The organism is Agromyces seonyuensis (assembly GCF_009789225.1).
GTDB lineage: Bacteria > Actinomycetota > Actinomycetes > Actinomycetales > Microbacteriaceae > Agromyces > Agromyces seonyuensis.
In genome coordinates this window covers 23,789-37,559 of record NZ_WSTA01000031.1, presented here as the reverse complement: position 1 = coordinate 37,559, position 13,771 = coordinate 23,789, and the positions used below count along the sequence as shown (strand labels likewise).

Below are 13,771 nucleotides of genomic sequence, written 5' to 3'. Positions count from 1 at the left end.
GATCGCCGCCGAGCTCGAGGCGGCGGCCACGGGCCTCCCGCCGACGCCGCTGCACTCGACGCCGCGCACGCGCGCGCAGGTGCGCTTCCGGGCGCGGCTGGCCTGAGCGGGCGGGCCGCCGAGCGCACGGATGCACGGGGAGCGCAGTTCGCTTAGGCTGGCCTAACTCCTCGCACCGCGGATGCCGTCCCGCACGGGATCCGCGGGGCATCGGCATCCTCACGCATTCGGAAGCCCCGTGACCCCAGCACCCCTCCTCCGCCTCGACGGCGTCCGCATCCGCCACGACGGCGCCGATCGCGCGACGCCCGACGGCGTCTCGTTCGACGTGGCGCCGGGGGAGGTCGTGCTCCTGCTCGGCCCGAGCGGTTCGGGCAAGTCGACGCTCGCCCTCGCGCTCGACGGGCTCATCCCCCACGATGTGCCCGCGACCCTCGAGGGCACGGTGACGCTCGCCGGCCTCGACACCCGCACCACGCCCGTCGGCGCGCTCTCCGAGCACGCCGCGATGGTCTTCCAGGACCCCGACGCCCAGATCGTGACCGGCACCCTGCTCGACGAGGTGTGCTTCGCGACCGAGAACCAGCTCCTGCCTCTCGACGAGGTGCTCGCCCGCGCGCAGGAGTCGCTCACGCGCGTCGGGCTCTGGGAGCGCCGTTTCGACAACCCCGACACGCTCTCCGGCGGCGGCCGCCAGCGCCTCGCCATCGCGTGCGCGCTCGCGATGCGCACCCCGCTGCTCGTGCTCGACGAGCCCACCGCGAACCTCGACCCGGCCGGCATCGACGAGGTGTACGCCGTGCTCGGCGAGCTCGCGACCGACGGCGACCACGCCATTGTGCTCGTCGAGCACAACCTCGACCAGGCCGTCGGCCTCGTCGACCGGGTGGTCGTGCTGGATGCCTCGGGCCGGCTCGTCCTCGACGGCCCGGTGCGCGAGATCCTCGGGGGGCTCGCCCACGACCTCCTCGACCTCGGCGTGTGGCTGCCGGTGTCGACACTCGCCGCGATGCGGCTGCGCGAGGCCGGCGCGCCGATCCCCGAGCTGCCGCTCACGCCGGCCGAGCTGACCGCGGCCCTCGACGCGCTGGACTCGCTGCCTGCGCTGCCCGCCCCCGCCGGCCGAGCAGCGACGCCCCGTCGGTCGAGTAGCGAAGCGTATCGAGACCCGGTGAGCGACCCTGCGGAGTCTCGATACGGCGCTGGCGCGCCGACTCGACCGGCGGATGCGGTGCACCCGTCAGGCGGCGTCCGCGTGCGCGGCCTCGACGTCAAGCGCGGCGGCAAGCGCGGCCCGACCGTCGTCCACGGCGTCGACCTCGACGTCGAGCCGGGCGACTTCCTCGCGATCGTCGGCGTCAACGGGGCCGGCAAGTCGACCCTGCTGCAGGCGATCGCGGGCGTCATCCCGGCGCCGAAGGGCCGCATCCTGATCGACGGGCTCGACCCGGCGACGACCGACCCGCGCACGCTCGCCCGCCACGTCGGCTTCGTCTTCCAGAACCCCGAACATCAGTTCATCACCCACACGGCGGCCGAGGAGCTCGACCACGGGCTCCGCATCCAGGGCGTGCCCGACGACGAGCGCGGTGCGCGCGTCGATGCGATGCTCGCGCGTTTCGGCCTCGAAGCGCACCGCGAGCAGCATCCGTTCCTGCTCTCGGGCGGGCAGAAGCGACGGCTCTCCGTCGGCACGGCGCTCATCGCGGGCGCCCCGGTGCTCGCGCTCGACGAGCCGACGTTCGGCCAGGACCGGGAGCGCGCGACCGCACTGCTCGACCTCCTCACGGCGCTCAACCGCGGCGGCACGACCGTGCTCGTCGTCACGCACGACCTGCAGCTCGTCGCCGACTACGCGACCCATGTCGCCGTCATGGGCGGCGGTCGCCTGCTCGGGGTCGGTCCGACGGAAGACGTGCTCGCGGGTGCGCTCATCGAGGAGGCCGGGCTCCGGCGCCCGCCGCTGGCACGCGCGACGGCCGCGCTCGGACGGCACCCGGAGTGGCACACCGTCACGCGCCTCGCCCAGCTGCCCGGCCGCGTCGACGAGCCGCACCCGCCGGCCGAGTTCCCCGCCGACCTCGCCGAGGCGACCGCCGCGGAGCGCCTCGCATGAGCGCCCTCGCCATCGACCCGTACCGCGAAGCCGCCCCGGCGCCGGAGTGGCGCTACCTCCACCACCTGAACCCGCTCGCGAAGCTCTTCGGCCCGCTGCCGATCATGCTGCTCCTGCTGTTCTCGCGCGGCGTCGCGATCCCGGCGGCGTTCGTCGCGCTGACCCTCGTGCTGCTGCTGACCGGCGCGCGACTGTCCGGCCGGATGCTCGCCCTGCTGCTCGTCGGGCTGCCGATCGCCATCGCGGTCCTCGGCGTGAGCTTCGGCATCTGGGTCGACCCGTCGCGGCTGCCGGCCGACGCCCTCGGCGCGGGCATCCCGCTCGTCACGATCGGCGGTTGGACGTTCGAGCTGAGCGCCTACCTCACGGGGCTCGCGACCGCCATGCGCCTCGCGAGCCTGCTGCTGCTCTCCCTCATCGCGGGCCTCACCTCGACCGGGCCCGACCTCGCGCGCGCCATGGTGCAGAACCTCAAGGTGCCCTACCGCGTCGGCTACACGGCGCTCGCCGCCTACCGGTTCGTGCCGCGGTTCGGCCACGAGCTCGAGGTCATCCGCGCCGCCCACCGCGTCCGCGGCACCGAGCGCGGCCGCGGCCCGATCGCGGCGACGAAGCGCATCCTCGGCTACGCCGTGCCGCTGCTCGCGAGCGCGATCCGGCACGCCGAGCGCGTCGCCCTCGCGATGGATGCCCGCGCCTTCGGCGCCCACCCGACCCGCACCGAGCGGCACCTCGTGCCCTGGCGGGTCCGCGACTGGGTGTTCGTCGTCGGGTTCTGGGCGGTCTCCGTCCTGCTCTACTGGTGGGTCATCCAGGCGGGCCTCGGCTCGCTCAGCGATTCCCGCACCGGCGGCGGCTGAGCCGCCCCGGCGCCCGCAGCACTCGCACCGCCCGCACCACTCGCACCGCCCGTTCCACCTCCCCACTCCCACGTCCCACCTCCGCCGAGGAGCCCCGCATGAAGTTCCCCACCCGTCTGCTGCTGACGTGCGCCGCCATCGGCGCCGCCGCCGGCGTGCTGCTCATCCCCGTCAACCACTTCTCCGCCGCGATCTTCGGCGTCTTCCCGCCCGGGTTCGCCGCGGTCGCCGGCATCTGGCTGCTGCCGATCGTCGTCGCCATGGCGCTGCTGCGCCGTCCCGGTGTCGGCATCCTCGTCGCCCTCATCGCCGGCCTCGTCGAAACGCCCTTCCAGCCCTACGGGGCGAGCGCGATCGTGACGAACCTCATGATCGCGGTCTTCATCGAGATCGTCTTCGCGCTCGCGCTCTACCGCTACTGGAAGCCGTGGCTCTTCTACGTCGCCGCGCTCGTCTTCGGGGCGCTCTACGCGCCGTACGCCGTCGCGAGCATCGACCTGCCGAACTACGGCCTCGGCCTGCAGATCACCTTCTTCGCCGTGCTGCTCCTCTCCGAGGTGCTCGCGACCTGGGCCGGCCTCTCGCTCGCGAAGCGCGTCGAGCGCACCGGCGTGGTGCGCGGCCTCGCGGCGCCCGTCGAGAACGGCCGCGTCGTCCGCGCGCCCAAGTCGCCCGCGCCCGCCACGGGCACCGCGGCCGTCGACCCGGACGCCGCGCCCGAGGCATCCTGACCGATCTCCGCGAACGCAGAACGGCCGGCCCCCGAGGGGGCCGGCCGTTCCGTCTGCGGGACTACTCCGCGTGCGTGGTGTCGACGATCTCGATCGCGAACACGAGCGTCTTGCCCGCGAGGTCGCTCGAGGACTCGCCCGCCTCGCCGTAGCCGAGCGACGGCGGCATCGTGACGACGAACTGCGAGCCGACCTTCATGCCGACGAGGCCGCCGCCGAAGCCCTGCACCACGTCGCCCGTGCCGAACGAGATCGGGTCGGAGCCGTAGTTGTTGTCGAACATCTCGCCGGTCGCGGCGTCGACGCCGTAGTACATGACGCTCACGGTGTCGCCCTGGACGACCTCTTCGCCGTCGCCCTCGGTCACGACGTAGCGGAGGAAGTCGGCCTGCGGCTCGCCGTTGAGGGTGAGGGTCGGCGCGGTGGCCTGGTCGTGGAACTCGATCGTGGGCGTGTTCTCGGTCCACTCGCCCGGCTCGGGCAGCGCCTCGGGCTCGGGCGCCTCGATGACGTCGGCGACGATGACGATCGTGGCGCCGGCCTCGACGCCGATCGCCTCGTTACCGGTGTCGCCCCAGAGGTCCGCCGGAGCCGCGACCGTCACGGCACGCGTGCCGACGGGCAGGCAGTTCACGGCCTTCTCGATGCCCTCGATGTAGGGCTGCGTCTCTTCGGAGGGCACGGGGAGCTGCTGACCGGCGGCGAGCGGCGAGCCGTCGGCGCCGTTGAACAGGCTCAGTACCGCGATCGCCGACGCGTCGGCGGTGGGCACGTCGCCGTCGCCGTCCTGGACGACGGTGCGCTCGGTCTCCTCGACGGCGAGCGCGCCGTCGAGTTCGACCGTCACCTCGCCGCCGATCTCACCGTCGACCGTCACGGAGTCGCTCGCGTCGCCCGAGGGCACGTCGAGGCACTCGGCGGCGGCGGCGTCGGTCGTCTCGCTCGGCTCGGAGCTGCCGGAGCAGCCCACGAGCACGAGCGCGGAGGCGAGGGCGAGCGCGACGGGCGCGCCGCGGCGCAGGGCACGGTTCATGAGGGAGGTCTCGTTTCGACGATTCGGGGCGTCGGGGCCCGGGGCGCCCGCGCGGATACGACACCCAGTCTCGCACTTCCTCCGATCGATCCGCTGTGACGGCGATCACCGTCCGGTCACGACATCCCCCGCCGGGCGCTGCGGCGGGGCCCCGGTCGGGGGCAGAATGGGCGGATGGGGATGGGGGATCCCGGTACCGAGGTCGACGATGAGGTCGAGATCGCACCGGATACGAGGAACGACGATTCGGCGACGGATGACACCGCTGGCACCGCTCCGCCTCGGCGGCCGCGGGATGTCGAGGCGACGGCCGCGCTGACGGAGCTGATCTGGCAGCGGGCGGCCGATGCGCTGCTCGTGCGCACGAGACCGCAATTCGACGAGATCGTGCTCGACGTCGGCACCGGGGCCGCCTCGGTGCCCTCGGCGGCGCTCGTCGGCCCGGGCGGCCGGGTCGACGCCGTGCTGCGCGATCAGGCGCTCGCGCTCCGCGCGCGGGCGGATGCCGGCGAGGCGCTGCCGCAGCTCGCGCTGCACCGGCTGGGGCTCGCCGACTGGGGGTTCGGCTCGTACGACGTCGTGCAGTTGGCGCTCGCGCTCGACGTCGTCGGCGACGACGAGGTGGAGCGCACCGCCGCCGACCTCGTCTCGCGGGTGCGGCCCGGCGGCCGCATCGGGTTCCTGGTGTGGGCGGGGCGGGCGTTCGCCGAACTGATCCCGGCCGTCGTCGAAGCGGCCGGTCCCTTCGACGAGCGGCTCGGCGCGGCCGACCCGGCCGACCTCGGGCCGTCGGTGCGGCACGTCGGCGAGCCGGGGTCGTTCGCGGCGCGGCTCGCGGACCTCGGGCTCACGGGCATCCACGCCGACGAACTGCCCCGCACGGAACCGGTCGATCCCGACCTGGCGTGGTCGATCGTCGTCGGCACCGAGCTCGTGCACCTGCTCGACGGCGTCGACGGCGAGGACCTGCCGGCCGTGCAGGAGGCCTTCACCGCGGCGATCGCACGGGAGGGCGTCGACTCGGTCGACCTGTCGATGCTCGCGGGCGTCGGGACGGTCCCGCCGGTCGAGTAGCCCACCACTGGTCGAGTAGGCCCCCGCCGGTCGAGTAGGTGCGAAGCGCCGTATCGAGACCCCGCTCGACGCCCGCGAGGTCGGGTCACCCGGGTCTCGATCCGGTCGCTGCGCTCCCTACTCGTCCGACGGGGAGTCCTTCTTCCGGTGTCGGGGCGGCGGCACGACGAGCTCGGGCACGGCCCGCAGCATGAAACGGTCGAAGTCGGGCACCGTGAACGCCGCGTAGCCGTGGACGGGCGTGAAGAGCAGTCCCATGTCGATGAGCTCGGCGCGGGTGGGGCCGAGCTGGGTGGACTCGCGGCCCATGAGCTTCGCGACCTCCGACGCCTTCTGCGGCTCGGGGCCGAGTTCGGCCATGGCGCGCAGGTAGGCCGTCTGCAGCGGTGTGGTGCGGTCGAGGCGCACGCGGAAGAACGAGCCGTCGAGCTTGGACTCGTAGGCCTCGCGGGCGACGGCGACGTCGGCCGCCGTGATCGGGGAGGCCTGGGCGACCGACCACACCTGGTAGCCGAGTTCCTGGATGAAGTACGGGTAGCCCTGCGTGAGCGCGTAGGCGGCGTCGAGTGCGTCGGCCTCCCAGCCGACGCCCTCGGCGAGCGCGGGCGACGAGAACGCGAGGTCGGCCTCGCTCCGTTCGAGGGAACCCACCTCGGGGAAGCGGAAGAGTCGTTCGGCGTAGGACTTGGCGTCGCCGGCGAGCTCGGCGATCTGCGGCAGGCCCGCGCCGACGAACGTGATCGGCAGGCGCAGCTGCACCGTGCGGTGGATGGCCTGGATGACGGCCTCGAGCTGCCGCTCGCCGAGGAACTGCACCTCGTCGACCAGCAGCACGAACCCGTGGCCGTGGTCGGCGGCGAGCTCGCCGAGGGAGACGAGCACGTCGGTGAGGTCGAGCGCGAGCTCGCCGTGGTCGCCGGCCCCTTCGAGCGGTTCGATGTCCCACGTCACGGCGACGGACCCGTCGGTCGATGCCGTGAGCCCGAAGGAGGAGAGGACGCCGGCCGCGCGACGCGCGCGATCGTTCCAGCGGGCGCGGGGCGAGATGCGCAGGAGCGCGGAGCGCAGTTGCGAGAACAGCACCTGGCGGAAGCGCTTGTCGTCGTGCTTCATCGCCTCGAGCTCGACGACCTCCCACTTCGCGGCGAGCGCGAGCCGGGCGAACTCGCCGAGCAGCACGGTCTTGCCGACGCCGCGCAGGCCGGTGAGGATCATGGACTGCTCGGCGCGCCCCCGCTCGAGGCGGCGCAGCAGGATGTCGAACGAGTCCAGCAGCTCGTCGCGGCCGATGAGCGCCTCGGGCGTCGCACCGGCATTGGGCGTATAGGGGTTCGTGACCGCATCCACGCGAGGATTCTGAACCTGAACTCGATTTACCGCAAGCAGATAAACCTGGGTAAGACTCCCAAGACGGCCGGTAGACTGACCGAACCCGAGACGGTCGCGCAGAGGAGGTGGGATGATCCCGAGCCTCGCGCTGTTCGCCGCCCTGGCGGTGGCCACGCCGTTCCTCGCACGCGTCCTGCACGCCCGCGTCTTCCTCGTCATCGCCCTGCTGCCCGCGGCCGTCTTCGTCTGGCTCGCCACGCTGCTGCCCGCCGTCCTCGACGGCGGCATCCCGACCGAACGCGTCGAATGGATCCCGCAGTTCGGCATCGCCCTCGACTTCCGCCTCGACGCGCTCTCGCTGCTGCTCGCCCTCATCGTCACGGGCATCGGGGCGGGCGTGCTCGCCTACTGCGCCCGGTACTTCGACGACGACGAGCCCGGACTCGGCCGCTTCGCGGCGCTGCTGCTCGCCTTCGCCGGCGTCATGCTCGGCCTCGTCACCGCCGACGACGTCTTCGTGATGTTCACGTTCTGGGAGCTCACGAGCGTCCTGTCCTACCTGCTCATCGGCCACTACACGGGCAACAAGGCGAGCCGAGGCGCCGCCCTGCAGGCCCTCACGGTCACGACGTTCGGCGGGCTCGCCATGCTCGTCGGGCTCGCGATCCTCGCCGTCGCGGGCGGCACCACGAGCCTGGCCGAGCTCGTCGCGAACCCGGTCACGGGGGCGGCGGGCGAGTGGGCGATCGGACTCATCCTGCTCGGGGCGATCTCCAAGAGCGCCCTCGTGCCGTTCCACTTCTGGCTCCCGGCCGCCATGGCGGCGCCCACGCCGGTCTCGGCGTACCTGCACGCCGCCGCGATGGTGAAGGCGGGCGTCTACCTCGTGGCGCGGCTCGCCCCCGGCTACGCCGACCTCGCGATCTGGGCGCCGATCGTGATCGGCCTCGGCACGTTCACCATGCTCGTCGGCGGCTGGCGCGCGCTCCGGCAGTACGACCTGAAGCTCGTGCTCGCCTACGGCACGGTGAGCCAGCTCGGCTTCCTCATGCTCGTCTCCGGCATCGGCACGCAGGATGCGGCGCTCGCCGCGGTCGCGCTGCTGCTCGCGCACGCGCTGTTCAAGGCGGCGCTCTTCCTCGTCGTCGGCATCGTCGACCACGCCGCGCACACGCGCGACTGGCGCAAGCTCTCCGGGCTCGGCCGGCGGATGCCGCTCGTCGCGACCGCGGGCATCGTCGCGGCCGCCTCGATGGCGGGTGTGCCGCCGCTGTTCGGCTTCGTCGCGAAGGAGGCCGTCTTCACGAGCCTGCTCGAGGCGGCGACGCACGGCGAGCCGTGGGCGTGGGTCGCCCTCGTCGGCGCGGTCATCGGCTCGATGCTGACGGTCGCGTACGCGGTGCGCTTCGTGTGGGGCGCCTTCTGGCGCAAGAACGGCGTCGCCGAGACGAAGCTGCACCTGCCGGGGCCGACGATCTCGATCGTCCCGCTGCTGCTGGCGGCCCTCAGCCTCGTGTTCGCGCTCGCGCCCGGACTCGTCGAGCCGCTCCTCGCGGCTTACGCCCACGAGTTCCCCTCCAGCGGGAAGCCGTACCACCTGGCGCTCTGGCACGGACTCGAGCCGGCCCTCTTCCTCTCGCTCGCGGTCTTCGCGGTCGGCGCGTTCCTCGTCGTCGCGAAACGCGAGGTCTCCCGGCTCCAGGCCGCCGTCCCGCCGCTCGTCGACTCGAGTCGCGGCTACCTCTCCATCGTCGGCGCGATCGACCGCTTCGCCGCCTGGCTGACCGTGAAGATCCAGCAGCGCGGCCTGCCGGGCTACCTCGCGGTGTTCCTGGTCGTGCTCGTCGGCGGCGTCGGCGGTGCGGCCCTCGCGAGCGGCGCCTGGCCCGAGGAGCTGCGCCTCTGGGACTCCGGCGTCCAGCCCGTGCTCGCGGCCGTCATGATCATCGCGGGCGTCGCCGCCGCCGTCGTGCAGCAGCGCGTCGCCGCGGTGCTGCTCGTGGGCGTGACCGGGTACGGCCTCGTCCTCATGTTCGGCCTGAACGGCGCACCCGATCTCGCGCTCACCCAGGCGCTCGTCGAGACGCTCACCCTCGTGGTGTTCGTACTCGTGCTGCGCCGGCTGCCGCGCGACCTCGGCACGCGCAACCCGCCGGCGAAGCGCCGGTGGCGTCTACTCATCGCGGTCCTCGCCGGTGCGACGATGGGCATCGTGGGGCTCATCGCCCTCGGCGCGCGCATCGAGCCGACCATCGCCGAGGGCCTGCCTGCCCTCGCGATCGAAGCGCACGGCAAGAACATCGTCAACGTCATGCTCGTCGACATCCGCGCGTGGGACACCCTCGGCGAGATCTCCGTGCTCATCGCCGTCGCCACGGGCGTCGCCTCACTCGTCTTCGTGACGGGCCGCACGGGCGGCGCACCCCGGCTCGACCTCGCCGTCGACCGCCGCAGCCGCAAGCCGGTGCCGGAGCCCGCCTGGTCGATCCGCGGGGCGCGCCCGCGCCTGGCCGACGTCGCCGACGAGCACGACGAGCTCGCGGATGCCGCGGAGACGCGGCAGACCTGGCTCCTCGCCGGGCGCACCCTGACGCCGACGAACCGGTCGATCCTGCTCGAGGTGCTCGTGCGCCTGCTCTTCCACCCGGCGATCGTCGTGTCGGTCTTCTTCCTCTTCGTCGGCCACAACGCCCCCGGCGGCGGGTTCGCGGGCGGGCTCGTCGCGGGCCTCGCGCTCGTCGCGCGCTACCTCGCCGGAGGCCGCTACGAGCTCGGCGAAGCGGCGCCGGTGCAGGCGGGCACGCTGCTCGGCACCGGCCTGCTGCTCGCCGCGGGCACAGCCGCCGCACCGATCTTCTTCGGCGAGACGGCCTTCGTTTCGACGTGGTTCGAGGCCGATGCCGGCTTCCTCGGCACGATCTCGATCGGCACGTCGACGCTCTTCGACATCGGCGTGTACCTCGTCGTCGTCGGCCTCGTGCTCGACATCCTGCGCGCCCTCGGCGCCGAGGTCGACCACCAGCGCGAGGTGCAGGAGACGGCCGAGAACGAGGCCGCCGGCGGTGCCGGCCCGGCCGAGCCGCGCAACGAGGCCACGGCATCCGCCCTGCGCGACCCCACGTCGGCGGAGGTGACGCCATGAGCGCGAGCCTCACCCTCGTCGTCCTCGCCGCCGTGCTGTTCGGCGCAGGCGTCTACGTCATGCTCGAGCGCTCGCTGACGCGCGTGCTCATCGGGTTCCTCCTCGCGGGCAACGCGGTGAACATCCTGATGTTCGTCATGGCCGGGGCGCCCGGTCTCGCGCCGATCCTCGGCGACGGCGTCGACCCGGCCTCGATCAGCGACCCGCTGCCGCAGGCCTTCATCCTCACCGCGATCGTCATCAACCTCGGCATCACGGCGTTCATGCTCGCCCTCATCTACCGCTCCTGGTGGCTCGCGCAGCTCGGCGCGAAGGGCGACCAGATCGGCGACGAGGCGGACCTCGACGAGGACATGTCGGAGCACGCCGACCTGCAGCGCTCCAGCCACGAGGACGACGAGGCCATCCAGCGCATCATCGAGGAGTCCGACGAGGAACCCGACGACGAGTTCGCGCACCTCGACCTCGACGAACCCGACGGGTTCACCCGCCCGAACCCGCCCGACGACCCCGCAACGGGCCGTCCCGGGTCTCGATACGCCGCAAGCGGCTACTCGACCGACGATGACGAAGGGAGCCGCGCATGACCGACGCGCTCGTGCCCCTCGTCGTGCTCGTGCCGCTGCTCGGCGCGGCGCTCGCCCTCATCCTCGGCCGCCACCCGCGCGCGCAGGTCGCGGTCTCCACGGCGACGCTGTTCGCGGTCGCGACGATCGCGACGCTGCTCCTCATCGAAGTCGACCGCAACGGCCCGATCGCCGTGCACCTCGGCGGGTGGGAGGCCCCGTGGGGCATCGCGCTCGTCGTCGACCGGCTCTCGGCGATCATGCTGCTCGTGTCGGCGCTCATGCTGCTCGGCGTCCTCGTGTACGCCGTCGGCCAGGGCATCGCCGACAACCATCGCGAGACGCCGATCTCGATCTTCCACCCGGCCTACCTGATCCTCTCGGCCGGCGTCTTCGACGCGTTCATCGCGGGCGACCTGTTCAACCTGTACGTCGGCTTCGAGATCCTGCTCTCGGCGAGCTACGTGCTGCTCACGCTCGGCGGCACGGGCGAGCGCATCCGCGCCGGCGTCACGTACATCATCGTGAGCCTGGTCTCCTCGCTGTTCTTCCTCTCGGCGATCGCCCTCATCTACGGCGCCACGGGCACGGTGAACATGGCGCAGCTCTCGGTTCGTCTCGGCGGGCTGCCCGAAGAGACCCAGCTCGTGCTGCACCTCATGCTGCTGCTGGCCTTCGGCATCAAGGCCGCGGTCTTCCCGCTCTCGTTCTGGCTGCCCGACTCCTACCCGACGGCGCCCGCCCCCGTCACGGCGGTGTTCGCGGGCCTGCTCACGAAGGTCGGCGTCTACGCGCTCATCCGCACCGAGACGCTGCTCTTCGCCGACAACGACCTGACGATCGTGCTGCTCGTCATCGCGGCGTTCACGATGCTCGTGGGCATCCTCGGCGCCCTCGCCCAAGCCGACCTGAAACGATTGCTGAGCTTCACGCTCGTCAGCCACATCGGCTATCTCGTCTTCGGCATCGCGATCGGCACGCTGAGCTCGATGACGGCGACCGTCTACTACGTCGTGCACCACATCACCGTGCAGACGGCGCTCTTCCTCGTCGCGGGGCTCATCGAACGCGTCGGCGGGGCGACCTCCATCAGCCGGCTCGGCGGGCTCATGAAGGTCGCGCCGTGGCTCGCGATCCTCTACTTCATCCCCGCGATGAACCTCGGCGGCATCCCGCCGCTCTCCGGCTTCCTCGGCAAGCTCGGCCTGTTCCTCGCGGGCGCCGAAGCCGTCGACGAGGGCAACGTCGGCGGCGCCTTCGCCGCCTCGCAGACCGCGGATGCCGCGTGGGTCGTCTGGGTCGTCATGGCCGTGGGTGCCGCGACCTCGCTCATGACCCTCTACGCCGTCACCCGGTTCTGGAACATGGCGTTCTGGCGCGGCCGCGGCGAGGTCGAGGGCTTCAGCTCGCGGCTCACGCAGTCGCTGCAGGAGGCGCCCGCAGGCGCGACCCTCGTCGCCACCCGCACCGTGCCGCCGTCGATGGTCATCGCGACGACGGGGCTCATCGCCCTCTCGCTCGCGCTCACCGTGTTCGCCGGACCGCTCTTCGACCTCTCCGCCCGCGCCGCGGCCGGCCTCCTCGACCCGTCGATCTACATCGGCGTCGTGTTCCCGGGAGGCGTGCAGTGACGATCGAGACGCCGCGCCGCTCCCTCCGCTGGTACCAGGTCGCCTGGCGGCAGCTGCCGATCTTCCTCGCGCTCGTCGCACTGTGGTTGTTCCTGTGGGACTCGGTCACCGTGATGACCATCGTCACGGGCATCCTCATCGCCGTCGTCGTGCAGCGCGTGCTCTACCTGCCGCCCGTCCTCTTCTCCGGCCGGCTCAACCTGTGGCGCGCGCTCGTCCTCGGCGCGCGCATGATCGTGGACGTCTCGCGCGCCTCCGTGCAGATCGCCTGGTTCGCGATCGACCCGCGCTGGCAGCCCTCGAACGCGATCATCGCCGTGCAGCTGCACACCCGCTCCGACGTCGTCATGACGCTCACCGCCGAGGCGATCTCCGTCGTCCCCGGCACGGTCGTCGTCGACATCGACCGCGAGCGCGGCGTGCTCTACCTCCACGCGATCGGCACCCGCACGGAGGCGGACGTCGAGCACGTGCGGCACGGCGTCATCGGCACCGAGGAGCGCATCGTGCTCGCCGTCGGCACTCACGAGGAGGCCGAGCGCATCCGTGCCGAGCGCCGCGCCCGACGCTCGGCCGGGGAGTCCGCCTCGCCCGACTCGATGGGCACGCCGCTGCCCCCGGGTGCCGGACGGCACCGGAAGGAGGACGAGGGATGAGCCCCTTCCTCGTGATCGTGTCGATCGTCGCCGGACTCATGTTCGCCGCCGGCGCCGTCGCGGCCATCGTGCGGATCGTGCGCGGCCCCAGCATCCTCGACCGGGTGCTCGCGACCGACGTGCTGCTCGCCATCTCGATGTGCGCCGCGGGCGCATCGATGGCCCTCACCGGCAACATCGACCTGCTGCCGGTGCTGCTCGTGCTCGCGCTGTTCGCCTTCACCGGCACCGTGGCCATCGCCAGATTCATGGGAAAGCAGGATGCCTCGTGAGCGCCGGGGAGATCGTCATCGCGCTGCTCGTGCTGCTCTCGGCGTTCCTGTCGATGGCGGCCGGCATCGGCATCCTCCGCTTCCCCGACGTCCTCACGCGCCTCCACGCGGGCACGAAGCCGCAGGTGCTCGGCCTCGCGAGCGTGCTCGTCGCGGTGCTCGTCGCCTCGCCGTCGTGGGCCAACCTGACCACGGCGGTCATCGTCATGACGTTCCAGCTGCTCACCCAACCGGTGACGGCCCATATGCTCGGCCGCGCCGCCTATCGCAGCGACCACGTGCGCCGCGACCTGCTCATCCGCGACGACCTCGCGGCCGACATCGACGAGTTCGACGTGCGGGGGCGCTGATGCCGGCCGTC

Annotated in this window: 12 protein-coding genes; 10 read left to right on the top strand and 2 right to left on the bottom strand. The window is 72.4% G+C overall.

Going from position 1 to position 13,771, the window contains the following annotated elements:
* Positions 1-181: 181 nt before the first annotated feature.
* From GB864_RS08715 to GB864_RS08705, 3 genes are all read left to right on the top strand, one after another.
* Positions 182-2,116 (top strand): ABC transporter ATP-binding protein, encoded by a 1,935-nt coding sequence (locus tag GB864_RS08715; protein ID WP_160424117.1) that lies wholly within the window; start codon positions 182-184, stop codon positions 2,114-2,116.
* Positions 2,113-2,976 (top strand): energy-coupling factor transporter transmembrane component T family protein, encoded by an 864-nt coding sequence (locus GB864_RS08710; RefSeq protein ID WP_160424115.1) that lies wholly within the window; start codon positions 2,113-2,115, stop codon positions 2,974-2,976. Before GB864_RS08715 ends, GB864_RS08710 begins: the two co-directional genes overlap by 4 nt.
* A gap of 98 nt (positions 2,977-3,074) precedes the next feature.
* On the top strand, positions 3,075-3,707 hold the full coding sequence (locus tag GB864_RS08705; RefSeq protein WP_160424113.1) for an ECF transporter S component: 633 nt from the start codon (positions 3,075-3,077) through the stop codon (positions 3,705-3,707).
* Positions 3,708-3,768: 61 nt separating this feature from the next.
* On the opposite strand, the gene GB864_RS08700 is transcribed toward GB864_RS08705, so the two are convergent.
* On the bottom strand, positions 3,769-4,740 hold the full coding sequence (locus tag GB864_RS08700) for an FKBP-type peptidyl-prolyl cis-trans isomerase (protein ID WP_160424111.1): 972 nt from the start codon (positions 4,738-4,740) through the stop codon (positions 3,769-3,771).
* 180 nt (positions 4,741-4,920) lie between these two features.
* On the opposite strand from GB864_RS08700, the gene GB864_RS08695 reads away from it, so the two are divergent.
* Entirely contained in the window at positions 4,921-5,814 is an 894-nt protein-coding gene (locus GB864_RS08695) for a hypothetical protein (RefSeq protein WP_160424110.1), read from the top strand.
* A gap of 117 nt (positions 5,815-5,931) precedes the next feature.
* On the opposite strand, the gene GB864_RS08690 is transcribed toward GB864_RS08695, so the two are convergent.
* Complete coding sequence (locus tag GB864_RS08690) at positions 5,932-7,161, bottom strand: ATP-binding protein (protein WP_336603933.1); 1,230 nt, start codon at positions 7,159-7,161, stop codon at positions 5,932-5,934.
* Positions 7,162-7,273: 112 nt separating this feature from the next.
* Here GB864_RS08690 and GB864_RS08685 point away from each other — a divergent pair, with 112 nt between their 5' ends.
* The 6 genes from GB864_RS08685 to mnhG are packed head-to-tail and all read left to right on the top strand — an operon-like array spanning position 7,274 to position 13,760.
* The gene (locus GB864_RS08685; protein WP_160424106.1) at positions 7,274-10,285 is read left to right on the top strand and encodes a Na+/H+ antiporter subunit A; all 3,012 of its coding nucleotides are present in this window, start codon (positions 7,274-7,276) and stop codon (positions 10,283-10,285) included.
* The gene (locus GB864_RS08680) at positions 10,282-10,872 is read left to right on the top strand and encodes a sodium:proton antiporter (RefSeq protein WP_160424104.1); all 591 of its coding nucleotides are present in this window, start codon (positions 10,282-10,284) and stop codon (positions 10,870-10,872) included. Before GB864_RS08685 ends, GB864_RS08680 begins: the two co-directional genes overlap by 4 nt.
* A complete protein-coding gene (locus GB864_RS08675) occupies positions 10,869-12,482 on the top strand; it encodes a Na+/H+ antiporter subunit D (RefSeq protein ID WP_160424102.1) in 1,614 nt (537 codons plus the stop codon). The genes GB864_RS08680 and GB864_RS08675 overlap by 4 nt, the downstream gene beginning before the upstream one ends.
* On the top strand, positions 12,479-13,138 hold the full coding sequence (locus GB864_RS08670; protein WP_160424101.1) for a Na+/H+ antiporter subunit E: 660 nt from the start codon (positions 12,479-12,481) through the stop codon (positions 13,136-13,138). Before GB864_RS08675 ends, GB864_RS08670 begins: the two co-directional genes overlap by 4 nt.
* The gene (locus GB864_RS08665) at positions 13,135-13,410 is read left to right on the top strand and encodes a monovalent cation/H+ antiporter complex subunit F (protein WP_160424099.1); all 276 of its coding nucleotides are present in this window, start codon (positions 13,135-13,137) and stop codon (positions 13,408-13,410) included. The genes GB864_RS08670 and GB864_RS08665 overlap by 4 nt, the downstream gene beginning before the upstream one ends.
* Positions 13,407-13,760: a monovalent cation/H(+) antiporter subunit G gene (gene mnhG, locus GB864_RS08660; RefSeq protein ID WP_336603932.1), complete on the top strand. Its 354-nt coding sequence runs from the start codon at positions 13,407-13,409 to the stop codon at positions 13,758-13,760. The genes GB864_RS08665 and mnhG overlap by 4 nt, the downstream gene beginning before the upstream one ends.
* Positions 13,761-13,771: the final 11 nt, after the last annotated feature.